At 43.4% G+C, this 26,561-nt stretch carries 22 protein-coding genes; 14 read left to right on the top strand and 8 right to left on the bottom strand.

What is annotated here, in order from left to right:
- Positions 1-175: 175 nt before the first annotated feature.
- On the bottom strand, positions 176-379 hold the full coding sequence (locus tag PLE34_RS14345; protein WP_324558058.1) for a hypothetical protein: 204 nt from the start codon (positions 377-379) through the stop codon (positions 176-178).
- A gap of 214 nt (positions 380-593) precedes the next feature.
- Between PLE34_RS14345 and PLE34_RS14340 the strand changes: the two genes are divergently transcribed.
- Positions 594-3,515 (top strand): FAD-binding and (Fe-S)-binding domain-containing protein, encoded by a 2,922-nt coding sequence (locus PLE34_RS14340; protein ID WP_324558056.1) that lies wholly within the window; start codon positions 594-596, stop codon positions 3,513-3,515.
- Positions 3,516-3,604: 89 nt separating this feature from the next.
- Here the strand turns inward: PLE34_RS14340 and PLE34_RS14335 are convergent, their stop codons facing one another.
- Complete coding sequence (locus PLE34_RS14335) at positions 3,605-4,351, bottom strand: NYN domain-containing protein (RefSeq protein ID WP_324558054.1); 747 nt, start codon at positions 4,349-4,351, stop codon at positions 3,605-3,607.
- 923 nt (positions 4,352-5,274) lie between these two features.
- On the opposite strand from PLE34_RS14335, the gene PLE34_RS14330 reads away from it, so the two are divergent.
- Entirely contained in the window at positions 5,275-8,760 is a 3,486-nt protein-coding gene (locus PLE34_RS14330; protein ID WP_324558053.1) for a DUF8818 domain-containing protein, read from the top strand.
- A gap of 56 nt (positions 8,761-8,816) precedes the next feature.
- Here the strand turns inward: PLE34_RS14330 and PLE34_RS14325 are convergent, their stop codons facing one another.
- Positions 8,817-9,794: a DUF8428 domain-containing protein gene (locus PLE34_RS14325; RefSeq protein WP_324558052.1), complete on the bottom strand. Its 978-nt coding sequence runs from the start codon at positions 9,792-9,794 to the stop codon at positions 8,817-8,819.
- Positions 9,795-9,833: 39 nt separating this feature from the next.
- Here PLE34_RS14325 and PLE34_RS14320 point away from each other — a divergent pair, with 39 nt between their 5' ends.
- Complete coding sequence (locus PLE34_RS14320) at positions 9,834-10,562, top strand: 3'-5' exonuclease (RefSeq protein ID WP_324558051.1); 729 nt, start codon at positions 9,834-9,836, stop codon at positions 10,560-10,562.
- Between the two features lie 49 nt (positions 10,563-10,611).
- Complete coding sequence (gene holA, locus PLE34_RS14315) at positions 10,612-11,610, top strand: DNA polymerase III subunit delta (protein WP_324558049.1); 999 nt, start codon at positions 10,612-10,614, stop codon at positions 11,608-11,610.
- A gap of 163 nt (positions 11,611-11,773) precedes the next feature.
- Here holA and PLE34_RS14310 read toward each other — a convergent pair whose 3' ends face one another.
- On the bottom strand, positions 11,774-12,202 hold the full coding sequence (locus PLE34_RS14310; protein WP_324558048.1) for a c-type cytochrome: 429 nt from the start codon (positions 12,200-12,202) through the stop codon (positions 11,774-11,776).
- 174 nt (positions 12,203-12,376) lie between these two features.
- Between PLE34_RS14310 and PLE34_RS14305 the strand changes: the two genes are divergently transcribed.
- Entirely contained in the window at positions 12,377-13,324 is a 948-nt protein-coding gene (locus PLE34_RS14305) for an NAD-dependent epimerase/dehydratase family protein (protein WP_324558046.1), read from the top strand.
- Positions 13,325-13,476: 152 nt separating this feature from the next.
- Positions 13,477-14,733 (top strand): peroxiredoxin family protein, encoded by a 1,257-nt coding sequence (locus PLE34_RS14300; protein ID WP_324558045.1) that lies wholly within the window; start codon positions 13,477-13,479, stop codon positions 14,731-14,733.
- Between the two features lie 8 nt (positions 14,734-14,741).
- On the opposite strand, the gene PLE34_RS14295 is transcribed toward PLE34_RS14300, so the two are convergent.
- Positions 14,742-15,392 (bottom strand): DnaJ domain-containing protein, encoded by a 651-nt coding sequence (locus PLE34_RS14295; protein ID WP_324558044.1) that lies wholly within the window; start codon positions 15,390-15,392, stop codon positions 14,742-14,744.
- Between the two features lie 377 nt (positions 15,393-15,769).
- Between PLE34_RS14295 and PLE34_RS14290 the strand changes: the two genes are divergently transcribed.
- The 4 genes from PLE34_RS14290 to PLE34_RS14275 all read left to right on the top strand — a co-directional run bounded on the left by PLE34_RS14290 (position 15,770) and on the right by PLE34_RS14275 (position 18,687).
- Positions 15,770-16,360 (top strand): nucleotidyltransferase domain-containing protein, encoded by a 591-nt coding sequence (locus PLE34_RS14290; RefSeq protein ID WP_324558043.1) that lies wholly within the window; start codon positions 15,770-15,772, stop codon positions 16,358-16,360.
- Entirely contained in the window at positions 16,353-16,694 is a 342-nt protein-coding gene (locus tag PLE34_RS14285) for a HepT-like ribonuclease domain-containing protein (RefSeq protein WP_324558041.1), read from the top strand. Before PLE34_RS14290 ends, PLE34_RS14285 begins: the two co-directional genes overlap by 8 nt.
- 6 nt (positions 16,695-16,700) lie before the next feature.
- Complete coding sequence (locus PLE34_RS14280; protein ID WP_324558039.1) at positions 16,701-16,964, top strand: PBPRA1643 family SWIM/SEC-C metal-binding motif protein; 264 nt, start codon at positions 16,701-16,703, stop codon at positions 16,962-16,964.
- A gap of 370 nt (positions 16,965-17,334) precedes the next feature.
- Positions 17,335-18,687, top strand: a complete 1,353-nt coding sequence (locus PLE34_RS14275; RefSeq protein WP_324558038.1) for an aspartate aminotransferase family protein — start codon at positions 17,335-17,337, stop codon at positions 18,685-18,687.
- A 297-nt stretch (positions 18,688-18,984) separates the two neighbouring features.
- Here PLE34_RS14275 and PLE34_RS14270 read toward each other — a convergent pair whose 3' ends face one another.
- The 3 genes from PLE34_RS14270 to PLE34_RS14260 form a co-directional block, all read right to left on the bottom strand.
- Positions 18,985-19,401 (bottom strand): hypothetical protein, encoded by a 417-nt coding sequence (locus tag PLE34_RS14270; protein ID WP_324558036.1) that lies wholly within the window; start codon positions 19,399-19,401, stop codon positions 18,985-18,987.
- A 50-nt stretch (positions 19,402-19,451) separates the two neighbouring features.
- Positions 19,452-20,354, bottom strand: coding sequence for a citrulline utilization hydrolase CtlX (ctlX, locus tag PLE34_RS14265; RefSeq protein WP_324558034.1), 903 nt, complete (start codon positions 20,352-20,354; stop codon positions 19,452-19,454).
- Between the two features lie 113 nt (positions 20,355-20,467).
- The gene (locus tag PLE34_RS14260; RefSeq protein ID WP_324558032.1) at positions 20,468-21,922 is read right to left on the bottom strand and encodes an arginine deiminase family protein; all 1,455 of its coding nucleotides are present in this window, start codon (positions 21,920-21,922) and stop codon (positions 20,468-20,470) included.
- A 167-nt stretch (positions 21,923-22,089) separates the two neighbouring features.
- On the opposite strand from PLE34_RS14260, the gene PLE34_RS14255 reads away from it, so the two are divergent.
- From PLE34_RS14255 to PLE34_RS14240, 4 genes are all read left to right on the top strand, one after another.
- Positions 22,090-22,560, top strand: a complete 471-nt coding sequence (locus tag PLE34_RS14255; protein ID WP_324558031.1) for a hypothetical protein — start codon at positions 22,090-22,092, stop codon at positions 22,558-22,560.
- 143 nt (positions 22,561-22,703) lie between these two features.
- On the top strand, positions 22,704-23,210 hold the full coding sequence (gene azu, locus PLE34_RS14250; protein WP_324558029.1) for an azurin: 507 nt from the start codon (positions 22,704-22,706) through the stop codon (positions 23,208-23,210).
- A 212-nt stretch (positions 23,211-23,422) separates the two neighbouring features.
- The gene (locus PLE34_RS14245; RefSeq protein WP_324558028.1) at positions 23,423-24,649 is read left to right on the top strand and encodes a trans-sulfuration enzyme family protein; all 1,227 of its coding nucleotides are present in this window, start codon (positions 23,423-23,425) and stop codon (positions 24,647-24,649) included.
- 56 nt (positions 24,650-24,705) lie between these two features.
- The gene (locus PLE34_RS14240) at positions 24,706-26,514 is read left to right on the top strand and encodes a serine hydrolase (protein ID WP_324558027.1); all 1,809 of its coding nucleotides are present in this window, start codon (positions 24,706-24,708) and stop codon (positions 26,512-26,514) included.
- Positions 26,515-26,561: the final 47 nt, after the last annotated feature.

The following is a 26,561-nucleotide window of genomic DNA, read 5'->3' as shown; positions in this document are numbered from 1 at the left end:
GTACAAAGCATCAAGAACCAAATGACAAATCACAAATAAAATTCAAATAACAAATCTGAAGCGTGAAACTCGAAATTCGTAGGGAAATGCCAACAGTAAACCACAAACGATAAACTACAAATCATAAAACCCGGGAGGAGTACTCATCTTATCGTCAGTAGTCACCTGATACCTGTTACTCCGGCAATACCGGTCCGTAATGCAATTTCTTTCCTATCTGGTCCCTGTTAGGGAAAAGAATATCATGAGCAGTTTCATATCCTTCATCTGCCACCTGGTTAAGCATGCTCCTTTCTTTATAGCGGCGGGCAGCATATACCGCCAGTCCGGCCAAAAAGCCAATGGCTACCGCAACAAGTATTTTATCAGACTTTTTCATCCTTTGTCTTTTTTTACAAAGATAAAACCGCAAAGCATATACTACGTTAAATGATGTTAATGTATACAGGAATTTATCATATTTGAAGAAAGATAGCACAGCTTCAGGATCTGTATTCTTTAAAATAAAAAGCTAAATTCGCTTCCGGATATCAAAAAAATATCTGCCAAAAAGTAAACACCCTCAAACTGTGGTGCTTTTCACATTTTAAGCAATGATGACAACACAATTAGCGCAGCTTTCCCCAACCCTGGAAGGCGAATTATACGACGATACAACAATAAGAACCTTATATGCAACGGACGCTTCGGCTTACCGTGAAATGCCTTTGGCTGTTGCCATACCCCGCTCAGTAGCGGATATAAAAAAGCTCATCGCTTTTGCCAATGCGCAAAAAACTTCGCTGATCCCCCGAACGGCGGGCACCTCCCTTGCAGGACAAGTAGTAGGGAAGGGCATCGTGGTAGACGTATCAAAATACTTCACAAAGATCCTTGAATTAAACACGGCAGAGCATTGGGTTCGGGTACAGCCCGGCGTTATACGCGATGAGCTGAATCTTTTTCTTAAGCCCCATGGCTTATTCTTCGGTCCTGAAACATCTACCGCCAACAGGGCAATGATCGGCGGCATGGTGGGTAATAATTCCTGCGGGTCTAATTCTATAGTGTATCGCAGCACCCGGGAGCATTTGCTGGAAATAAAAGCATTGCTGAGCGATGGATCGGAAGCGGTATTTAAAGCGATGGATATAGAAGCTTTTCATGCCAAATGTGAAGCACCGGGTTTGGAAGGGAAAATTTACCAGCGCATACGCAGTTTGCTGAGCAATTACGATACGCAGGAAGAGATACGGAAAGAATTTCCTAAAAAAACGGTGGAAAGAAGAAACACGGGTTATGCCGTGGACATGTTGCTCGATACCGCGCCCTTTACCGCAGGGGAAGATGATTTTAATTTTTGCAGGCTCATTGCAGGCTCGGAAGGCACACTGGCTTTTATTACGGAAATAAAACTAAATGTGGTTCCGTTGCCAAAGGAATCCGGCTTGTTATGCGTGCATTTTAATACGATAGATGAATCGCTGAGGGCAAATCTTATCGGGCTGAAATACAAGCCTTCTGCCAGTGAATTGATAGATCACTATATTTTAGAATGCACAAAAGATAATATTGAGCAACGCAGGAACCGGTTTTTTGTGCAGGGCGACCCGGGCGCTATACTGGTTATAGAATTTACGCGCGATAGCAGGGAAGAAATTATTGCCGTGGCGCAGCAGGCAGAAGCGGAAATGAGGGCGGCAGGGCTGGGCTATTACTTTCCTTTATTGTTTGGAGAAGATACCAAAAAAATATGGACGCTGCGGAAAGCCGGACTGGGCCTGCTAAGTAACCTGCCGGGTGATGATAAAGCCGTGCCGGTAATTGAAGATACGGCGGTTGATGTAAATGATCTGCCGGCATATATCCGCGAGTTTAATGAAATCCTTAAGAAGTATAATTTATATTCCGTGCATTATGCGCATGCAGGCAGCGGCGAAATACATTTGCGGCCCATTATCAATTTAAAAACAAAAGAAGGGAATAGGCTTTTCCGGACCATTGCAGAAGAAATAGCTACACTGGTAAAAAAATACAAAGGCTCATTAAGCGGTGAGCATGGCGATGGCAGGCTGAGAGGGGAATTCATCCGGCAAATGATCGGCGAAAAGAACTACCAGTTGCTCAAAGAAATAAAAAAGGTATGGGATCCCAATAACATTTTCAATCCCAATAAAATTGTAGATACGCCGGCCATGAATACCATGCTGCGTTATGAGCCCGGCCGGCAAATGCCTGCTTTTAAAACTATTTTCCGTTATCCCAGCCAGGATGTACTACAGCATGCAGAACAATGCAACGGATCGGGCGATTGCCGCAAAACCCATTTGTCGGGAGGAACGATGTGCCCTTCATACATGGCAACAAAAAACGAAAAAGACACTACAAGGGCAAGGGCGAATATTTTAAGAGAATTCCTTACGCATTCAGATAAAATAAATCGCTTTGATCATAAAGAAATTTATGAAGTGATGGATTTATGCCTGAGCTGCAAAGGCTGCAAGTCAGAATGCCCATCCAACGTAGATGTTGCCAAACTAAAGGCAGAATTTTTACAGCAGTACTTCGATGCTAACGGTGTGCCCTTACGGAGCCGGATGATCGGGAACTTTACCGCATTGTCAAAAGCCGGAGCTATGCTACCGGGTTTATATAACCTGGTAATGACCGGTAAGCTAACCGCCGGATTAGTAAAACGCGTGGCGGGATTTGCTCCCAAACGCTCGATGCCCACAATGTACAAAACAACATTAAAGCGCTGGTATAAAAAGCACAGGCAGCAGGTTGCAAAGCATTATACTAAGAAAGTGTACCTGTTTTGTGATGAGTTTACCAATTATAACGATACGGAAACCGGTATTAAAGCGGTGCTGCTGCTGGAAAAATTAGGATATGAAGTGGTTATACCGGAACATACAGAAAGCGGGCGGTCGTGGCTTTCCAAAGGATTGTTGCGAAAAGCGAAAACGATAGCGGAAAAAAATGTAAGGCTTTTATCGCCGTTAATCAATGAACAAACCCCGCTGATCGGCATTGAGCCTTCGGCCATACTTACTTTCAGGGATGAGTATATTGACCTTGCAGATGACGCTATGCTGGAAGAAACAAAGCGTTTGTCGGCAAATGTTTTTACTATAGAAGAGTTTTTAAGCCGCGAAGCGGATGCAGGTAACATTACCGGCAAAATGTTTACAACAGTGCAAAGGAAAGTTATTTTGCACGGTCATTGCCATCAAAAAGCATTGTCTTCCGTTACACCATCTGTAAAAATATTATCACTTCCGCAAAATTATTCCGTACAAATTATTCCTTCGGGATGCTGTGGCATGGCGGGTTCCTTCGGATACGAGAAAGAGCATTATGATCTTTCTATGCAAATTGGCGAGCTGGTATTATTGCCCACCGTTCGCCAACAGGCGGATGATGTAATTATTGCGGCGCCGGGTACCAGTTGCCGTCACCAGATCAAAGACGGCGCTTCAAGAAAAGCCCTGCACCCCGTGGAAATATTATATGATGCCTTACGGGAGATGTAAAGAGGCATAGAAATACTTTTCGGGACGGAGTCCCGGAAGAACATATCAGGTACGCAGTCCGGAGACTGCGTACAGCGGTAACTATAATTTTACTTCGCCCTGATATACACCAGCTTTACATGCTTTCTTCCCGTGTCGCGCTCGTCAATTTCAAAGCCGGGTAAGCTTTTAATGAGTGGTAACAGCTTAGCATAACCGTAATTGCGCGGGTCAAAATCGGGACGTTTTTTGAGCAGCAGGTTTCCCAGATCTCCGAGGAAGGCCCACCCGTTTTCATCTGCAAGATCATTAATGCTGCCGGTGAGCAGGTTCACGAAGTGTTTATCGGCTTTATTCAGTATCTTTTCTTTTTTAGCTGTTTCTTTCTGCCGGGCAGGCTTTGGCAGGGTTTCTTCCTGCATCAGTATTTCTATGTAAATAAACTTATCGCATGCCGCTCTAAAGGCGCCGGGCGTTTTTTGTTCGCCCATCCCAAACACTTTCATGCCGGCTTCCCGCAGGCGCGTTGCCAGCCGGGTAAAATCGCTGTCGCTGCTTACAATGCAAAAGCCGTCTACCCTGCCTGTATATAAAATATCCATCGCATCTATGATCATTGCCGAGTCTGACGAATTTTTACCCGTAGTATAGCTGTATTGCTGCACCGGGGTGATGGCATGATCTAATAAAACCGTTTTCCATCCCGCCACATGCGGCTTGGTCCAGTCGGCATAAATGCGTTTAAAGGTGGGTGAGCCATACTTGGCAACTTCTTCCAGTATGCCACTAATGAGCCGGTAAGGAATATTATCGGCGTCTATTAAAACCGCAAGGCGGAGATCTTTTGTATTTTCCATCTGTTACTTGTTGATAATGTTTCAAAAGGTAGTTATAATGTGGGAATTTGAAAATTTGAAAATGTGGGAGTGTGGAATAGTGAGTAGTGAATTGCTTCGGGTTTTTTAGTTTACAGTTTATTGTTTGTGATTTACGGTTGGCATTTCCCTTCGAATTTCGAGCTTTAAGCTTCGGATTTAATATTTGAAATTTATTTGGTTCTTGTTATTTGCTATTTGTTGCTTTTGTATTCTCTTCGGATTTCCGGCTTCTGAATTTTTAATTTGCAGTTTATTGTTTGTGGTTTACGGTTGGCATTTCCCTTCGAATTTCGAGTTTTAAGCTTCGGATTTAATATTTGAAATTTATTTGGTTCTTGTTATTTGCTATTTGTTGCTTTTGTATTCTCTTCGGATTTCCGGCTTCTGAATTTTTAATTTGCAGTTTATTGTTTGTGGTTTACGGTTGGCATTTCCCTTCGAATTTCGAGTTTTAAGCTTCGGATTTAATATTTGAAATTTATTTGGTTCTTGTTATTTGCTATTTGTTGCTTTTGTATTCTCTTCGGATTTCCGGCTTCTGAATTTTTAATTTGCAGTTTATTGTTTGTGGTTTACGGTTGGCATTTCCCTTCGAATTTCGAGTTTTAAGCTTCGGATTTAATATTTGAAATTTATTTGGTTCTTGTTATTTGCTATTTGTTGCTTTTGTATTCTCTTCGGATTTCCGGCTTCTGAATTTTTAATTTGCAGTTTATTGTTTGTGGTTTACGGTTGGCATTTCCCTTCGAATTTCGAGTTTTAAGCTTCGGATTTAATATTTGAAATTTATTTGGTTCTTGTGATTTGCTATTTGGTGCTTTTGCATTCCCATGTATTTTCTTCTTTTTCTCCCTGATATACAATAATTTCTAACTTTAGGCATTGTTACAAAAACGGAAGGATTGAAAAACCGGCTGCTATTGATATTGTTGTGCTTACTGGGTATACAATTGGGAATTGCCCAACAAAATCCTTCGCTGTCGAACCTGCGTAAAAAAGTGCTGCCGCTTACGTCAGATACGCTTTATTTAGATACATTAAGCATTGTTCCGGGAACCTTCTCTGTTTCGGGTGTGGATAGCAGTGATTATATCCTGGATATTTTTAATGCATGGCTTCTGTGGAAGAAAAAGCCGGTAGCCGATAGTGTATCGCTTTCTTACAGGGTATTTCCGGGTAAATTAAATACCGTATACCGGCGTATGCGGTTCGATAGTATCAGCAATAACTTCCTGGCATCGCCGGCAACCATACAGGATGCCGGCGCCCTTCAAAATTCCATCTTTGATTTTGGTAACGTAACCTATAACGGAAGCTTTGGCAGAGGGCTCTCTTTCGGTAACCAGCAGGATGTGGTGCTTAACTCTACGCTTAACCTGCAAATGAACGGATACCTTGCAGACAGCATACAGATTGCCGCTGCCATAACCGACAGTAATATTCCTATTCAGCCGGATGGTAATACCCAAAATCTGAATGAGTTTGACAGGGTCTTTATCCAGTTTAAAAAAGGAGGCTGGCATTTTGATATCGGCGATATAGATATCCGGCAGCAGCAAAGCTATTTTCTCAACTATTACTCCCGTTTGCAGGGCGCGGCTTTTGAGCGGGAGAGCAGGATCAGCTCTTCGGTAACCAATCGCCTGTTGCTAAGCGGCGCCATTGCAAAAGGCAAGTACACCCGTAATATTTTTAATGGTATGGAAGGCAACCAGGGACCCTATCGTTTGCAGGGACCCAATAATGAGTTGTTCTTTATTGTGCTGGCCGGCACGGAGCGGGTATATATAGACGGGGAACTGATGCAGCGGGGAGAAGACCAGGATTATGTGATCAATTACAATACCGCAGAGCTAACGTTTACCCCTAAGCAAATGATCACCAAGGATAAGCGTATACAGGTAGAGTTTGGCTATGCCGACCGGAATTACCTCAATTCCCAATTGTATGTTTTTGATGAAGCCGCGATAGGCGAAAAATTAAAGGTAAGAGTGGCGGCCTATTCCAACGGCGATGCTAAAAACTCTCCCATCAATCAAACACTCGACCCGCGGCAGAAACAGTTTTTGGCCGATATCGGTGACAGTGTGCACCAGGCGTTGTATCCTTCGCAGGTATTGGATACCTTTTCGGTGAATAAAATATTGTATAAAAAGATTGATACCGTTTTTAATAGCACGATACATGATTCTGTGTATGTATATTCCGTTACACCGGATGATGCTCTTTATAACCTGGCATTTACGGAAGTAGGGCAGGGAATGGGTGATTACGTGCCGGATGAAACCAGTGCCGCCAATGGAAAGCTGTTTAAATGGGTGGCGCCCGATGCCAATAACAACAGGCAGGGCAGGTATGAGCCTGTACTCTTGCTGGTGGCGCCCAAAAAGCAGCAACTGTTAAGCATTGGCGCAGATTATATGATCTCTGCACATACGCAGGTGAGTACGGAAATGGCAGTGAGCAGCTATAATATCAACAGCTTTTCATCGAAAGATAAAAGCGACGACAAAGGCTTTGCCGCTAAACTGGTGGTAAACGACAACAGACCGTTGAAGAAAAGTGCAAAAGGGCTGACGTTGCTCAGCCGGTTAAGTTATGAATGGGTGCAGGACAGGTTCAAACCTGTTGAGCGATTGCGGAGCGTGGAGTTTTACCGGGGATGGGGCTTGCCTTTGAATAATGTGGCGGCTGCAACCGAAAATCTTTTTCATGCCGGCATTGAGCTTAACAGTAAAAAAGGGAACGCGCTGCGCTATCAGTTTGAAAATTACAACAGGGGTGATGGATATAACGGTGTGCGGAACAACATCCTGCACCGGGCTGATTATGGTAACTGGCATTTTAATAACCAGTTAGATGTTACTTACTTTAACCAGCCGGAACAAAAAGGCTATTATGTAAAACCCGTTTTTGATGTGGCAAGAGATTTTCCAAAAATGGGCAACTACCGGGTTGGAGGTGGGTATACGGCGGAGAGGAATGATGTGCGCTACAAACAGTTTGATTCCTTACATACGAATAGCTTTTCTTATGAAATATGGCAGGCCTATCTTAAATCTCCTGTAGATAAGCCTAATAAATGCGGGGTAACTTATTATACCCGGAGCGACAGGTACCCCTACCAGGCGAAACTGGTATCATCCGACAGAAGCAGCAATATTAATGCGTATACCGAACTGCTCAAAAATGAAAAGCACCAGTTAAAGGTAAACCTTACCTACAGGAAATTAGATGTAATTGACAGCAAGGTTACTTCGCAGAAACCGGAAGAAACGGTGCTGGGCAGGGCAGAATATTTTATCAATGAGTTTAAAGGGCTGATCAATGGTAGCACATTATACGAGATAGGAACAGGGCAGGAACAGAAAAGAGACTTTACCTATGTGGAAGTACCCCCCGGGCAGGGTGAATACACATGGAATGATTATAACAGCAATGGCATTCCGGAACTAAATGAATTTGAATTATCACAGTTTCGCGACCAGGCAAAATACATCCGCATATTTACGCCAACCAATGACTTCATTAAGGCCAACTACCTGCAGTTTAATTATAGCATTGTTGTTAACCCGCGTTCGGTGATTGATGCGGCCAAAGCAAACAGGTTTCAGAAATTTATAGCACGGTTCTATTTTCAGAGCTCATTGCAGATATATAAAAAAGAAAACTCGGGCAGGCTGCAATTCAATCCTTTTGCAGTGCCATTGTCCGATACTTCTTTAATTGTGCTGAACCAGGTATTCAGTAATTCTTTTTCGTTTAACCGTTTCAGCAGTGTATGGGGCATGGATGTTAATAATATCCGCAACAGCAATAAGGCCTTTCTTACCTATGGCTATGAAAGCCGTCAGGGGAACGACTGGAATATAAAAGGGCGGTGGAATATCACCCGGTCTTTTTTGCTGGAACTGTTTGGTAAGAAAGCGCAAAACAAGCTGGTAACGCCAAATTTCGATAACAGGAATTACCATATTGAATCGCAGGGGATAGAACCACGCCTGTCTTTTATACGAGGCACTAATTTCCGGATAGCTATGGGATACCGGTACGACGACAAGCGCAATACGGACTCAACACAGGCGGCAACGATCAACTCTTTAACCAGCGAAGTAAAGTACAATGTACTGTCTAACAGTTCCGTTACAGCCAAATTTACCTATAGCCAGATTAAATACACCGATCCCGGAAACGCCAATATACCCAATACCAGTGTTTCCTATATTATGCTGGATGCGTTGTTGCCCGGTAAAAATTTTTTATGGACCGTTGATTTTACCAAACGGCTTACTTCCTATCTCGAGCTTAACTTCCAGTATGAGGGTAGAAAGGCCGGCACTTCAAACACCGTGCATATCGGGCGGGCTTCATTAAGGGCCCTGTTTTAAACGAAAAACCGGAAGCATGGCTGCTCCCGGTTTTTTTATTTCGTTTACTAAGATTATTATCCGAAAATACCACCTTTTTTAAGTGTAACGGCGCCTTCGCCAATTTTGAAACCATTCTGGTATACTTCTACCTTATAGGTTCCCGGCTTGTATTTGTCGGCTTGCTTCAGATCAAAGCTTACGTTCTTACGTTTGCCCTGTTCGTAATCAATAGATACTTTATTGGTAAATTCTTTGTCACCGTCTTCCCTTGTTGTAACAGAGCCCGATCCCAGCCCGTCTTCCTTAACCACCTGTCCTTCGGGGTTGGAAACAATAATATAAAGATCTTTAGTCCCTGTAAGCGCCAGGCGGTTTTCTACATCAAAGGAAACCCTGAACTTATCGGCTTTTTTAGCTTTAGAGGTTTCAGATTCTTTACCGCTTTTCTTTTCGTTAATAGCGGCGAGATGGAAATTAGCAGCGTTTAATGTAGAGCCCACATCAACTTTGCCGCTCAGGTCTTTATTTTCAGTTAACGCGGTATTCAGTGTATCCGTTAACTGCTGTTTTTCAGTAGTCAGTTGTTGTTTGTCGGCTGTTAGCTGCTGGTTTTCACCCTGCAGCCGCTCAATCTCTAATACGTATTCTTCAATTTTACCGTTCAGCTGGTTGATCAGCTTACGCGCTTCAGCCAGGTCGGCAGCACTTGCGTTTTGTTTGTTGATCAATGTTTTGATCCTGCTTCGCATACTGGTTACATCCTTATCACGTGTTTTAACCAGGCTGTCGAGCTTTGTATTTTCGGAAGTCATCTTATCCAAGCGAATCTCGGCAGCCTGGTAATCCGTTAAAAGCTGGTTTCTTACCGAGTCTAAAGAAGCATATTGAACATCCTTTTGTTGAATTACTTCCTTGGTTTTACTTTTATCATAAATAATGTAGCCCCAGGTTCCTAATAAAGCGGCAATTAATACGCCGTATATTATACCGCGGTTATCTTTTTTAGGTGGTTGAGACTGGCTTGAAGCTGAGGGATAGTTTGACGCGCTCATAATGGTTTATTTTTTTTGATTTTAAACAAATTTAGAGATATGATACATCAGATAAACTTAACAAATTTACTGGTTATTGATATAGAAACGGTTCCCGGAGCTCCTGATTTTCAACTGTTACCGGAAAAATGGAAGGAGCTCTGGCAGGACAAGATTTCCAAAACCATGCCAGAAAATATTTTGCCCGGTGAATCTTACCTTCAAAAGGCGGGTATTCTGGCTGAATTTGGTAAAATAATTTGCATTTCCACGGGATTTTTTTATAACGATGCAAATGGTAATTTATGTTTTAAGCTGAAGTCTTTTAGCGGAGATGATGAAGCGGAGATACTACGCAATTTTGTAGATCTGCTGAACACCTTTCGCGATAAAAGAGGCAATTTTGCCATTGCAGGGCATAATCTCAAAGAATTTGACATTCCTTATATCTGCCGGCGGATGCTGATACTGAACATACCCCTGCCCGAATACCTGCAGTTGAGTGGTAAAAAGCCGTGGGAAACCAACATGGCCGATACCATGGAACTATGGAAATTTGGCGATTACAAAAATTATGTATCCCTTAAGTTACTTGCCGCTGTTTTGGGTATCGACACGCCCAAGGATGATATTGACGGCAGTATGGTAAAAGATGTATATTATGAAGAAAAGAACCTGCCGCGTATTGTAACTTATTGCCAGAAAGATGTGGTAACCGTTGCCAATATTATATTGCGGTTTAAACATCTGCCTTACCTGGAGAAAGAAAATATTATGATCGTAGAATAAACATCCGTATGGGCTTCCGGTTAGTGCGGCAGCTTATTAACTTACCACCATGAGTGTTGAAAAAATTATTACAGACTGGAAACAAAAAAAATTTGGACCGGTATACTGGTTAGAAGGAGAAGAGAGCTTTTATATTGATCAGTTGGTTGAATATGCGGAACATCATATACTGTCGGAAGCCGAAGCGGGATTTAATCTTTCTGTATTTTACGGCAGGGATGCCAACTGGGCCGACCTGATCAACGCCTGCCGGCGATACCCCATGTTTTCGGATAAGCAGGTGGTGATATTAAAAGAAGCCCAGCAGATGCGGGATATTGATAAGTTAGAAGGATATATTGAGCATCCATTATCATCTACCGTGCTGGTGGTAGCGCATAAAGAAAAGAAGCTGGATGGCCGAAGTAAGCTGTCGAGGCTGTTAAAGCAGCACGCGGTAGTGCTGAGCACTAAAAAGCTCTACGAAAACCAATTGCCGGAATGGGTCAATGAACAGGTACAGAAAAAAGGATTTACTATTTCACGTAAGGCAGTAATGCTGCTGGTGGAACATATTGGTAACGATATGAGCCGCATTAATAATGAGGTTGATAAATTACTGCTCAACCTGGGGAGCCGTAAATCCATTACCGAGGAAGATATTGAACAGTATGTAGGGGTAAGTAAAGAGTATAATGTTTTTGAATTACAGGAGGCACTGCAACGGAAAGACGCGGCAAAAGCCATCCGGATCATTCAGTATTTTGGATCCAATCCCAAAGCTGCTCCCATACAAATGATATTGCCTGCCCTGTACGGTTTTTTCAGTAAGGTATACCTGTTGTTTGGCGTGCCGTCGCAGGATGAAAAAACGGCAGCTGCGGCTACCGGCATCAACACTTATTTTATTAAGGATTACATGCTTACGGCAAAAAATTATGGTTATGCAGGCATTGAGCAGGCGTTGTTATTGCTGCATGAGTACAATCTCAGGAGCGTTGGCGTACATGATGCGGGCACAGAAGACGCTTCGCTGATGAAGGAAATGGTATGGAAGATCATGCAATAACGGAGCCGTCTCAAAAGTAGCTTTTTGCCGCAAAGTCACTAAGCCACGAAGAAAATAAAACGGGAAGATCGGGATTTTGAGTATCAGTGGCGTATCTTCTATGCCTGTCCCTTTTGAGACAGCCTCATTATTGAGGCTGCCGTGAATATCTGTAATGATTAATTTAACGTTCGGGCGGTGGCGGAGGCAGGGTTATTTTACTTTCTGGATGTGCTTTACCGTTATGGCAGGTGATGCAGGTCAATGCCGCTGCATGTCCATCTCCCCCGTAATCGAAGTATTTTTTATTGATCTTTGCGGTCATGCGCATCATATCGCGTGCAACATTTTTTTCGGGTTTATCGTCGCTGGAAAAGTCGAGCTTCTTTGCATCCGTTTTAGAGGGCGCGTGGCAATGGTTGCATTTAACGCCTAATGAAACATTAAACCCTTTCATGATCTTCTCCAGTTCTTCATGGCTGATGTCTTTGGGAAGCACTTTCAGGTTGGGTTTGGGCTTTTTATCCTGAACGGTTGTAGCGGCAACACCTACCAGAAGGATACAAATCAAAGATATGCCCGCTAAAAGTTTCTTTTTGTGCAATTGATACATAGCGATAGATTTTCCTGTTAAAGTAAAATTTTCTTTCTTATGTACCAATTTTATTTTTGTAGTTTGAAAACGTTGAGTTGATAGTTTATGGTTTGGAAGTTTATGGTTTATAGTTAAGTTGCAGGTTACACTTACTACCAACATTTCCTTTGCACATACTTAAATGTTAGTACAATGATGAAAGAAAAAATACTGGTTATAGGCGCATCGGGACAGATAGGTGTGGAGCTAACGCTGGCCTTGCGCAGGATATATGGCAATGCGCAGGTAGTTGCATCCGACCTGAGAGAAGAGAATGATTTGCTGAAGGGCACCGGGCCTTATGTTTCACTTGATGTAATGAATAAAGAAATGCTGCACGTGCAGGTGATCAGGCAAAATATTACCCAGATCTATTTGCTGGCCGCCATCCTGTCGGCAACCGGCGAAAAAAACCCGGGACTGGCCTGGCATTTGAATACGCAAAGCCTGCTGAACGTACTGGATATTGCACGGGAAGAGCAACTGCAAAAGGTATATTGGCCAAGCAGCATCGCCGTATTCGGGCCTACTTCCCCACGGCAAAACTGTCCGCAGCAAACCATAATAGAACCTATCACGGTATACGGTATAAGCAAATACGCGGGAGAGTTCTGGTGTAATTATTACAACCGGCGTTTTGGCGTAGACGTAAGAAGCCTGCGTTACCCGGGACTGATCAGCTACAAATCTTCACCGGGCGGTGGCACTACCGATTACGCCGTGGAAATTTTTAATGAAGCGCTGGAAGAAAAAAGGTATACCAGCTTTTTATCTGCCGGCACCTATCTTCCCATGATGTATATGCCTGATGCCATCAGGGCCACTATTGAATTAATGGAATCCCCTGCCGATAAAATTTCCATCCGTACCTCCTACAATCTTGCTGCCATAAGCTTTTCGCCTGCTGAAATTGCGGCGGAAATAAAAAAACATATACCCGGTTTTGCTATTACCTATAAACCGGATTACAGGCAGGCCATTGCCGATAGCTGGCCGCAAAGCATTGACGATAGTGTTGCCCGCAGGGATTGGGGCTGGAAGCACGAATATGACCTGCCGGGCATAACCGCCGATATGCTGCTTAGTCTGCAGCATAAGTAGTGATTTGGCTATCAGCTTCCGGCGATGGGCAGTCAGTCGGGTATGAGCCTCTGGTTTCATTGCTCATATACTAACAACAAACTTGTACCCTGCCCCCTGCAACTGAAAGCCTCTTAAAGTTTTGTATTTTTGTGTTTTATACAACCAACTTTATGAAACAAACAATATTGGCGCTAACCCTGTTAATAAGCGGTTTATATGCTGTGGCGCAACAAAAAAATAAGCTTTCCGCCGGGCAATGGCGCGGTGAACTGGAAAGGGCAGACGGCAATAATATTGTATTCAATTTTGAGGTAACCGGAAATGCGGGTAAGCAAATGCTGTATATCCGCAATGCTGCAGAACGGTTAGCCGTTAACGATATAACTATAGTAAAGGATTCTGTGTTTATTAAGCTTCCCTTTTTTGATTCACAATTCAGAGCTGTTTTTATTAATGATAACCAGATCAAAGGGGTTTGGATAAAACGGCTGGCAGACCGCAACACGGTAATGCCTTTTGTTGCGGTAAATGAAGGCAAAAAGGGTTACCGGTTTAAAACAGCCAGTAAAAAACCGGCTGCGGATATTACAGGGCGCTGGGCAACTGCTTTTTCTGATCCGGGTAATGAACGCGTGGTAAAAGCAGTAGGCGTTTTTAACCAGAAGGGAACGGTATTAACAGGTTCATTTCTTACCCCATCGGGCGATTACCGTTATCTTGAAGGTGTGGTAGATGGCGACTCGCTTAAGCTTTCCGGCTTCGATGGTGGGTATGCACTTTATTTTACGGCGAAGATTGATGATGCACAAACGATCAGCGGGGGTAAATATTTTTCCAGCGTGGGTGCTGTGCCCAGGATTTGGGAAGCGCAAAAAGATGCGGCAGCCCGGTTGCCGGACAACCTTTCCGCAACGCGGCTCAGGCCCGGTGCATCTCCCAAATTAAACTTCACTTTTAATGATGTGGATGGAAAGCCGGTGTCTGTTAATGAGCAAAGGTTTAAAGATAAGGTAGTGATCGTACAGATTTTGGGATCGTGGTGCCCCAACTGTATGGATGAAACTGTTTTTATGAATGAAATATATGAGAAGTATAAATCAAGGGGGGTAGAGATACTGGGGCTGGCTTACGAAAGAACAGCCGATTTTACCCGTTCGCAGCAAAGCGTACGAAATTTTGTGAAACGGTTGGAGGTGGAATACCCGGTACTTATTACTCCTGTTGCTGTAAGCGATCCGCAACGTGCCGAAAAGACATTGCCACAGTTAGAAAGCATACCCGCTTTTCCTACCACTATTTTTGTAGACAGGAAAGGGGAGATTCAAAAAATACATGCAGGGTTTAACGGTCCCGGAACAGGGGCTGATTATGAAAAGCAGAAAAAAGAATATATAGCGATCATTGAAGATTTGCTGGCACAACAGTAAAACCCGTGCTATTGGCTCACGCTGTATATAAGAATGCATATCACCATTGTGATGAGCAGCACAATAAGCGGATAATACTTTTCCCAGTAATGTTGCCGCCTGGCTGTTTTTACAAAATCCGTTATCCTTTTTATACTGGTATCATCTGTGCCGGCTATCATTTTTAAGGAAGCGGCAACTGTACCAATATGTTTAAAAGATAATGCCGAAGAAGCGGACAACAACTGAGTGGTCAGCTTTTGGTTTAAGATTTCGTCTTTATGATCCAGGAGCATGCTGATATTGGATTCAGAAAGTATTTTTTTTACCCGGAGGAATATGGCTTCCTTATTCATTCTGAATATATCCATAGCTGCAATCTGCTTGTTGAGCTGGATGCTTTCGTTTAAAATGGTTAAAGGCGTATGCTCCCAGGCAATATTGATATCGGTGTGCGGAAAATGTAATTTCCATTCATAATGATACTTTGCTCTTTTGGAAGGATGCGATAACGTTTCGTACGCTTCCTGCAGTTCCCGGAACCGCAGTGTGGCAAACTCATTGCCTGCATTCATATCGGGATGATACTGCAATGCAAGCTTTCTGAATTCTTTTTTAATAGCATCCAGGCCCGTATTGGGAGAAACACCTAAGGTTCTATAATGATTCTTAAAAGCCATGCCCGGGTGTGCAAATTTCCCAAAAACAAATTACAGTGCCTAAAAAAAATCGGACAGGTATTGTAATTCTCTGTACAACAAAAGCCCTCAAGGTTTTAATATGACACGAATACAAGAAATGAATGTACCAAAATACAGTAAATAGGGTTTTGGTGATTTTGCCACAAAGGCACAAGGTCACAAAGGAAAACTTCATTAAAAGCTATTGTGGGCAGCATACCCTGGCGCTTAGCATTTGCCGGTGTTACTTCGTGTACAACGGCAAGGGTGTACAAACCCCGTTGAGGCAAAATATGCAGCCCCGACCAGGAAATCTTTGCTCTACGGGTCGAAATTTTTTAATTTTGACAAATCATGTCAAAATACAATCGTTCTAAATGAACAGCTTAGGCGGCACAATACGGAAATTTAGAAAGGATGAAAAGCTTCCCTTGCGAACAGTTGCTGCTTCCCTTGGCATTGACCAGGCCGTACTGAGCAGAATTGAAAGAGGACAACGCAGGCTAACAAGGGAACAGGTAGTGAAACTGGCTGAGTATTTTAAGATTAAAGAAAATGATTTGCTGGTTGCCTGGCTTAGTGACAAATTGGTGTATGAAGTGGAGGACGAAGACATGGCCTTGAAGGCTTTACAGGTTGCAGAAGAAAAAGTAAATTATATAACAAAACCTAAAGTAAGCAAAAACAGTATTATTGGCGCAATAAGATCTGTTTTAAAAAAGGATGGGCGGGTAACCCGTGCGTGGCTGTTTGGTTCCTATGCACGGGGAGAAGAAAAGTTAAACAGCGATATAGACATTATGATAGAATTGAACAACAAAAAAAAATATTCCATGTTTGACATACTTGATATTTCTTTTTTGCTTGAAAACGAGATTAATAAAAAAGTAGATGTGGTAGAAAAAGGATATTTAAAGGACTTTGCTTTACAGACTGCAACCACTGACCTGATTAAGATTTATGGATAAGCCAACACCAGCAGAAAGAGTTGAGTACATACTGGAAGCCATAAAACTGATTAAAGAATTTGTGGCAGGCATGAATGAAACAGCTTTTTTAAATGACATTAAAATTCAAAGTGCTGTACAGTACCAGTTTTTAATTATTGGGGAAGCGATCAGGTATATTGACGATATCATTTTAGCAAAATATGCTTACCCCTGGCATATACCACGCTCATTCAGGAACTTTATCATACACGTATATCATGGGGTAAAAATGGAAAGGATTTATTTTGCCACGCAGGATTTGGATGAATTGGAGAAGCAAATCAATCTTATTTTAAAAAATGAATTTAAATAAACCAATATGAGTAAGTTAGGCACAAAGAACAAGCCGGCCGTTGTTAAAGTACAAACAGAAGAAAGGGCAATGGAAATTATGGCGCTCTGCAATGCAAAAGGGTGGCAGGTAGTTGTTGGTATTGAGCCTGATGAAGCTGAAAATATTAATGACATTAAAAAATTAGGGATGGACAAAAAAAAGGCATTTAGCTTTAGTTCATTGCCATCAAGAAATGCGCCCTGTCCGTGCGGTAGTAGTAAACAATATAAACGTTGTTGCGGAAATTAAACATTTAAATCATGCCGGGGATCTTTATTACAAGCCTTTGTGAGCAGCAGGCCCTGACGTCTGGCATTCCCCGGCCGGTTATCACAAACCCCGCACTTTAAAAAGAATGTAGTGTTGAGTTAATTGTACTATGTGATATTGTTCTTTCCGGGAGGTGAGAGGAGAGAAGTGAGAGTGGATGGTGAATAGTTTATTGTTTCACGAAGTGAGAGGTGAAAAGTTGAACCCTACATCTGAAGCCTGTGACCTGCAACTTCCAACCTGCAACCTTTCACAACCTGATACATCATATTATGGCTAACTTAACAGTAGTTTAAACAATTCACCACATTCAGTTTGTTTACAATTACTAAACAGCTATTTTTACGGCATGAAAGATGCATACAACCGTACGGAAGGCGATATTAATTTGTCTGCTTCCCGCAATGCCTGGTATAAGGTGATCGCGCATGCTGAAACACAAAACTACCTGGCCGAAGACGCGCAATATTTCCTGCACCAGGCTATGTCAACCCCCTGCTTAGACGTGCTGCGATCCTGCGAAGGGATTTATATTACCGATCTTACCGGCAAATCCTATATGGACTTTCATGGCAATAATGTGCACCAGGTAGGTTACCGCAATCCGTTTGTAACGGAAAGGGTAAAGGCACAGATGGATATATTGCCGTTTAGCCCCCGCCGTTATACCAATGTTCCGGCTATTGAGCTGGCTAAAAAGCTGGCCTCCCTTTTTCCCGGCGATCTGAACCGCGTGCTGCTGGCGCCGGGCGGCACTTCCGCCATTGGCATGGCGCTGAAATTAGCACGCATCGTTACCGGTAAACATAAGGTGGTATCGTTGTGGGATTCTTTTCATGGCGCTTCTTTAGACGCTATTTCCGCTGGCGGTGAGCAGGTATTCCGCAAGGGCATGGGGCCACTCATGCCGGGCGTGGAAAGAATACCGCCGCCTACTTCTTACCGCGGTGTTTTTAGCGACGACGGTAATGACCTGGTGTACGCCAATTATCTTGAATATGTAATAGAAAAAGAAGGCGATATCGGCGCTTTTATAGTGGAAACCATACGCAATACCGATGTGCAGATACCTTCAAAAGCCTATTGGAAAAAAGTAAGGGAAATATGCACCCGCCATGGTGTATTGCTTATTTTGGATGAAATACCCATTGCTTTTGGCCGAACGGGTACCATGTTCGCCTTTGAGCATTACGATATAGAACCGGATATTGTTTGTTTGGGAAAAGGGCTGGGAGCGGGTATTATGCCTTTAGCGGCTATGGTTACCCGTGATGCATACAATATTGCCACTGATGTGTCACTTGGTCATTACACACACGAAAAAAGCCCCCTGGGCAGCGTGGCCGCTACGGCCATGCTGGAGTTCATTGAAAAGGAAGGGATACTTGCCAAAGTAAATGCCGATGCTTTGTTTATGAAGGATGAATTAGAAGCGCTCAAGCAAAAGCATGCCTTAATAGGCGATGTACGGGGTATAGGATTGTTATGGGGCATAGAGCTGGTAAAGAACCGGCAAACCAAAGAAAAGGCGATGGAAGAAGCGGAAATGATTTTATATGAATGTTTGGCCAACGGGCTGAGCTTTAAGGTTTCCCAGGGCAATGTGCTGCAGCTTTCGCCCCCGTTAACCATAACGCGGCAGCAGCTTAAAACGGCTGTTGGTATTGTAGACGCGGCTATTGCAAAAGCGATGGGTAAATAAAATACAGGCAGCAGGTAATTTGCTTGAATATATAGGGGACTGCTCAATAACTGCCATATCTATTCAGTACAACAAAAGCTTGCAGGGTTTTAATAGTCACGAATTCACGAATGAATGTGCCAAAATATATTAAGTATTCGTGCATTAGTGGCTGGTTTATTGCCCTGGTACTTGTCTCACGTATCATCCAAAGTAGCGAAAGCGTATAGCAGCATTTTTGTATTTCCTGTTGCGATCCTGTGCTTCTGTTGTGCCTATGTGGTTTAATAACATAGTCGCGCCAGGGGATTCGGGTTGTTAAATGCTGTTATCAGGTATCCTGTTGTTTTTTCTTTCAATCTCAACCAGCAGGGCATTCTTCATTTCGTTGTTGCTGAATGTGCCGTCTTTTATTTGCCGCAGTTCCTTTCCTGAAAAGCTTTCTACCCGGTCCCTGTCAAAATCATCTAAAAATACATCGCTCACATTCCATGCGCTGAGCCTGCCGCGGTAAAAGAAAACAGTGCCGTCCTGCATGCGGGCTATTTTAAAATAACGAACAGCTTTGCTGCCCGCGCTGTTGGTATACCTGATCTTATAAATATCGCCCGTTTGCGGCTGGTTAAATAATAATTGTATGCCCAAAACTCTTTCCCGGTTAACCTGCCGGATATAAAAGAAAAGAAACAATACGATCAAACCTGTAGTTATCAGTATATTTTTTCCGTAACGCATGGTATATTGTTGAATAGAATGGATTGTTTTATTGACTGTTTGCGGCATTTCTATATAAAAACTTCGGCTATCATGCATCTGGCGCTTCCTCCGCCATGGGTTTCAATGCTATTTAACGGGGCATGCAAGATAGCATTGTATTTTTCAAGTTCCTTTATTTGCCCGGGAGATAAGGATTGGTATGCCTGCGATGACATCACTAAAAATGTTTTCCCCTTCCTGTTGGTTACCTGCAGCATATTACCCGCAAAATGTTTCATTTGCGTTATGGTAATGGGAATTGCCTTTTTTCCGGACATTTTAATAGCTGAAATTACGTTCTTTCTTTCTTTAGCATCCGCAATGCTTTCTAAGCAAAGAACAACATATTGTTTGGCCACGCACATCATTACATTGGTATGGTAAATGGGCCTCCCCTTATCATCAAATGCATTAAACGCCACCGGCATAAATTTCAGAGAACGGCAAAATGCATCCAGCACTTCAATAGTTGTTCTTGGGGAAAGACAGGCATACGCTATTTTAAAACGCCGGTCCAGCACCATGCTGCCTGTGCCTTCTAAAAATTGGTTATGCTTTTCGTGCTGCGTAAGGTCAACGATTTTGGCAACGTTGAATTTCTTTTTTAGTGTTGCTATCAGCTCCGGCTTCCGCTCCTGCCTGCGGTTAGGCGCAAACATCGGGTAAAGGCACATTACTCCTCCTTCATGGAAAGATATCCAGTTATTGGGAAATATAGAATCGGGCGTATAGGGCAGGGGCGTATCATTGATAACGGTAACATCCATGCCGTTAGTAGTAAGTAGCTGTACAAAATCTTCAAATTCCTTCAATACTTTTTCCTGTATATCCGCGTCTTCACCCGCAACCTGGAAAGCATTATTCACCGCAGTTTCCGGGTTAAAACTAAAATTAACCGGCCTTATCATTAAGAGTTGTGATGTAGTTTGCATTTTGTTGATGCTTAATTAATACACTTATGCCTCACACCTTATACCTATGCCTTCCACCTCACACCTTATACCCTATACCTCACACCTCAAACCCCCTACCTTCCACCCACCCCTCACTCCTCAATTTCATCCCTCAGCAGCGGCATGCTCATACAGTGAAATCCTCCTCTTGCCCTTGATAATTCTGCTGAAGGAATTAATATTAAAGTGTCTTTTACCTTATCCGGTATAATGGTGCCGTTTTCTAAAGCATCCACCATTTCCTTCGCTTCTGTTACGGCAAAGCCGTGCCGGCGGAAGGCTTCAGTGGTTTTATCGTTGCGGTCGTACCCCAGCACAACACCCTCTTTAAGCGCCAGCAGGTTACAGGAATCCGTCCACTGCTCGCGGCTGTCGTAAGGAAATTCATTATTGCCCGAATAAATGAACTGCACTTTATCCTTACATTTCAGGTCGTTGGTGCTGATATCGGTAAGCAGGTCTTCAAGGTTATCCATATAAACCGGTTTGCCGGTATTGTTTTTATGGAATTGTATAATGCGTAACAGATCATCTTTTTTAGACGCGTCGAGGATCCTTTGCACAGGATCAGCAGCTTCCCGGCGGATGGCTGCTTTTGAAAAGTTGCCCAGCAATACCCATACATTTCTTTTTACCTGGGTAAACACCGTATCAATATGCATGTAATCTCTTTTCCGCGGAATTTTTATTACGCTTATTTTATTTACTAATTGTTTATCAAATAAAATGCCGATCACCTGGTGTGCGGCTTCCATGCTGGTGCGTTCGCTAACGCCTACCAGCAGGTGGTTAGGGCTTACCACCATTACATCGCCACCTTCAAGCGTTACCTTTTTGTCTTCGCCATCGCGTGGCATCAGAAAATGACGGCGGGTATCGGCCAGCTCAATGATGTTTTGCCGGTAGCCCGAAAAAAGCGGGTGGTTATAAAAGATGTATTTTGCCAGCAGCGCTTCCCGTATCCGGGCCTTTTTGGCGGGCTTGTTCAGCAGTATATGATCTTTGATCACAATGCCGATATCTCTCGTAAAAATAAAATTGGGTATTGGTGGAAATATCATGGTTTTGCCGGGCAGGCTACCGGTGATGAATACTTTAGCCAGTGCAGCCGACGGCAGTTGCGCCAGTTCTTTTTGCAGGAGGTAAGAACAATTTTCAACTGCGCATACCGACGCCGTTAGCTTTTCTTTTATACCGGTATCATTAAGGATATCCGCCAGCAGGTTTTGTAATTCCACTACTTTTTCCGAACGAAAAAAATCCGGATGTTCGGGTTTATAAAAACTCCTGTTGTTTTGGGGGTCATCTGCCTGCTTTAATTTTCCTTTGATCTTCGCGGGATCAAGAAAATACAAAAGCAGCTTGGTATAATAATCATATTCCTTTCGCCGGATGGTATCTAAGTGCACGATGTCTTCAAAAAGCCAGTCCTGCGCTTTGGAAGGAACCACTTTCCCCAGCCCGCTGTCCGGCGTATGCACCAGTACGCTGCGCAGCGTGCCTATTTCGGAAGTTATCCTGAGCGGGTTAAAATGATGGGTATCCATAACACATGTAATTTACCTTTTTTAAGCGGAGCGTAAAAGCTGTATTATCTTTATTGGTAGGGTTGGGGTTTATTTAACGGATCGTTTAAACTAAGGGGAATAATATTTGTCATAGTTCCAACGGTAACAATACCCCGTATTCGTTCGTTCACTTAAAAAACTCGTTTATGAAAAGATTTTTTTTACTTTCAGCGCTACCGCTTCTTATTTTCTCTTCCTGTAAAAAAGAAGTTACGCAGGTGCAGCAGGTAGACCAGGCTTTTTCGGCCGTATATGATATTGCGCCGGGTGATTGGACGACTACCAATAGTGGTTTAAGCTATTCCGCGGAGCTGGATGTTCCCGAACTGGATAATGCTATTTACCAGGACGGGGCGGTATTGGTTTATCTTTCTTTTTCGGGTACTTCTTACTATGAAGCGCTGCCCCAGGTATTTGATGGTATTACGTATGGCGCCATTCATGGAAACGGGTATATCAGCATTGACATAAGCGCTTTATCCGGTAACCCTGTTGATCCGCCCGGGCAGTCAGTTTCGGCAAAAATCATTCTCATTGATGCCACCAGGCTGGCATTGCGCAGGGATGTAAACCTGAGCGATATGCAGGCGGTTGAAAAAGCCTTTAATATCCGTTAGGTTGCATCGTTGTTCCGTTGTTGCGGTAAAGAATCTTCTGCAGGGTTTGCCATTCATTATTGAGGTAAAATTCTGACTTTCTTTTCAGGTATTTTGTTTTTTGTTAAGATTTGCAATGTACCTTTGCAAAAAAATTAAATATCATGAAAATTATTAAGTATGCACTTATTGCCGGTGTGGTGAGCCTGGCAGCATGTGGCGGTGGAGACGAATCCTCAAAAGCAACTGATCAACCTGCTGCAGAAGAACAAAAAGCGGAAGCACCTGCTGCGGAAGGCGTAACGCTTGAAATTACAGGAGATGATGTAATGAAATTTGATAAAGCGGAGCTCAGAGCAAAAGCTGGTCAGAAAGTTACCCTTACCCTGCATCATTCCGGTAAATTAGCTAAAGAAGCGATGGGACATAATGTTGTAATTTTAAAAGCAGGTACAGACGTAGCAGCGTTTGCCGCTAAGGCCGTGGAAGCAAAAGCCAATGATTATTTCCCTGAATCGGAAGCTGCCAGTGTAATTGCGCACACCAAAATTATTGGCGGTGGCGAAAGTGTTACCATTGAGTTTACTGCTCCTGAAGCAGGAACCTATCCTTTTATCTGTAGTTTCCCCGGTCACTACGGATTTATGAAAGGCGATTTCATTGTAGAATAATTTTTCTGCAATTGATAATAACTTTATTGAAATGATCTTTAAACCCGGTCTCCGGGTGATACAAACCCACTGATACACGCAGTGGGTTTTGTTTTGCCCAATGGTTTACTTCTTCTTTTCACGTAATTTTGACCATCGGCGGCAATTTGAACTTTCTTACCGAAGGTAAATGCACCGCTACCGCACCTCGTTTATTCATAATTCTTATTCATATGTCAGATAAAACGTTTCCCTACACCGGCTTTAGTTCACTGGCTATACATGCAGGTCATCAGCAGGATCCCAATTACGCCCATCTTACCCCTATATATGCTACTTCTACTTTCGTATACGACGATGCGGAACAGGGTATGCGCCGTTTCAGCGGCAAAGAGCCGGGGTATATCTACACCCGCTGGGGAAACCCTACCTTTCGTGAAGCGGAGGAAAAGATCGCTGCAATGGAAACCTTCGGGCTTACAGATGAACATGGCGCTCCCATCGTTTTAAAAGCCTACCTGCAGTCGTCCGGGATGGCGGCCATCAGCACTTTAATGATGAGCACATTGAAAGCCGGAGATAAGGTATTGTCGCATTATTCGCTTTACGGGGGAACGCAGGAACAAATGAATACTTTATTGCCTGCTTTTGGTGTTGACGCTGTTATCGCCGATCTGCGCGACCTTAATATTGCAGAAGATATGCTGAAACAGCATCCTGCCATCAAATTGATATATCTTGAAACGCCCGCCAATCCTACCATTCAATGTGTAGATATTGAAGCATTAACCAGGCTGGGCAAACAATACGGAAAGATCATTGCCTGCGATAATACTTTTGCCACGCCCTACCTGCAGCAGCCTTTTAAGTATGGTGTTGATTTTGTGATTCATTCCACCACCAAATTCCTCAACGGGCATGGCACTGCCATTGGCGGCATATTCATGAGCCGGGATGTTTCTTTTATGAAAGGCAGGGCATACAAAATATATAAAGCGCTGGGGGGCAGCAGCAGTCCTTTCGACGCGTTTTTACTGGTGAACGGTATGAAAACCTTAGAAGTGCGGATGGAAAGGCATTGCAGCAATGCCGAAAAAGTGGCGGCGCTGCTGAATACACATAAAGCGGTGGCTTCGGTAAATTATAACGGGCTGGCATCACATCCCGACTATGCGGTAACCAAAAAGCAAATGCGTCATCCCGGCGCCATGATGAGCTTTGAGCTGAAAGGCGGGTTGCAGGCCGGTATCAATTTTATGAATAAGCTGCAGTTGTGTACCCGCACGGTGTCGCTCGGCACCTGCGATACCCTGTTATCGCATCCGGCCTCTATGACGCATTACAGTGTTCCCAAAGAACAAAGGGAACGGTATGGTATAACCGATGGTTTGATCCGCATGAGCGTGGGCATGGAAAATATAGCGGATATCCTTAGCGACCTGGATCAGGCTTTGAAATAATTTCCTTTTATATTTATTATTAAGTGTCGTAATTTATTGTTACAAAACCTCCTGCAATGAAAAAACTGGTATCGCTTTCTTTACTGCTGCTTTTTTCCGTATTTGCCTTTGCGCAAAAAAACAAAATACAGCCTGATAAACGGCTTGCCGGATTAGATACGGCGCTCGAAAAGCTGCTGAAAGACTGGAAGGCTGCGGGTTTTGCCGTGGCTGTTGTAGAAAAGAACAAAGTGATCTACAGCAGGGGATTTGGCTACCGCGATTATGCCGCTAAAAAGCCGGTAACGCCCAATACGCTTTTCGCCATAGGCTCCTGTACCAAGGCTTTTACCGCTTCATTGCTGGGTATGCTTGAGAAAGATGGAAAATTATCTCTTGATAAAAAGGCAACAGGATATTTACCGGCGCTGCATTTTTTTAATGCCGGCATGGATGAAAAGATCACCGTAAGGGATATGATGAGCCATCGTACGGGGTTACCCCGTCATGATTATTCGTGGTACCTGTTTCCAGCCGCTTCACGCGACAGTTTGTTACAGCGCATACAATACCAGGAGCCCAATACGGGCATAAGGGAAGCATGGCAGTACAATAACTTCATGTTTCTTACACAGGGTATGATCGCCGAAAAAATAAGCGGTAAATCGTGGGAAGAAAATATAAAAGAAAAAATATTTACACCCCTTGGTATGAGCCGCTCCAACCTGAGCACAAATGATATGGAGAAAGATGAAGATGCTTCCTTAGGATATGGACTGAAAAAGGACAGCAGCATTAAAAAGCTCAGCTATTTTAATATAGACGGCATGGGCCCCGCAGGCAGCATTAACAGCAGCGTTACGGAAATGGCCAACTGGGTAATGACATGGATAAACAACGGACAATTTAATGGTAAGGAAGTGCTGCCCGGGTCTTATATCAGAGAAGCCATCAGCGCTCAAATGGCTATGGGTGGAGGGATACCGGAAAAAGAAAGCCCGGACATTTATTTTTCGAATTACGGATTAGCATGGTTTCTCAGTTCCTATCGCGGACATTACCGCGTAGAACATGGAGGTAATATTGACGGGTTTTCTGCAAGCACCAGCTTCTTTCCTTCCGACAGTATCGGCATTATTGTGCTTACCAATCAAAATGCCTCTGCTATACCTTCCGCCGCACGTAACCTGATTGCAGACCGGATGCTGAAGTTGCCATACAGAAACTGGAGCAGCGAACTTAAGCTGGCAGTTGCCAAAGCGACCCTGCAGGCAAAGGAAGCGGAAAAGAATAAAACATCTAACCGTGTTCCGGGTACTCAACCTTCTCATACGCTTACGGGTTATGAAGGCATCTTTAATAACCCGGGTTATGGCGATATTGAAATATATTCAAAAAAAGATTCGCTGTTTGCCCGAACCAATAAAGACTCCATGTGGCTGAGACATTATCATTACGATGTATTTGAAGTAAAAGGCTTTGATAAGGAAGAGGGATTGGATACCTCTTCCGGCGGAACCGTGTTAAATTTCAGGACCGGTGACGATGGTAAGATCGGAAGCCTGGGCATAACCATGGAACCTTCCCTGAAACCAATAGAATTTGTATATAAGCCCAAACCCAAAGCGTTGAGCAAAGAAGAGCTGCAAAAGTATGTGGGTGAATATGAGCTGGGGGGTATGACAACAAAGGTTTACCTGAAGGGAGAAACCTTATTTGTATTTGTTCCCGGTCAGCCCGAATATGAAACCATTGCACTGGGCAATGATACTTTTAAGCTGAAAGCGCTGGAAGGGTTTAGTGTGCGGTTTGATGTAGCGAACGATAAAGTGACAGGCATAAATTTTATTCAGCCCAACGGTACTTTTAAAGCGAAGCGGAAATAGGGGGAGAGGTGAATAGTGAGAAAGGTTTGTCGTTTCACCTTTATCAT

The sequence above is a fragment of the Agriterribacter sp. genome (assembly GCF_035445465.1).
GTDB lineage: Bacteria > Bacteroidota > Bacteroidia > Chitinophagales > Chitinophagaceae > Agriterribacter.
The sequence above is the reverse complement of the archived record's forward strand: the minus strand, read 5'-3'. Positions and strand labels throughout refer to the sequence as shown.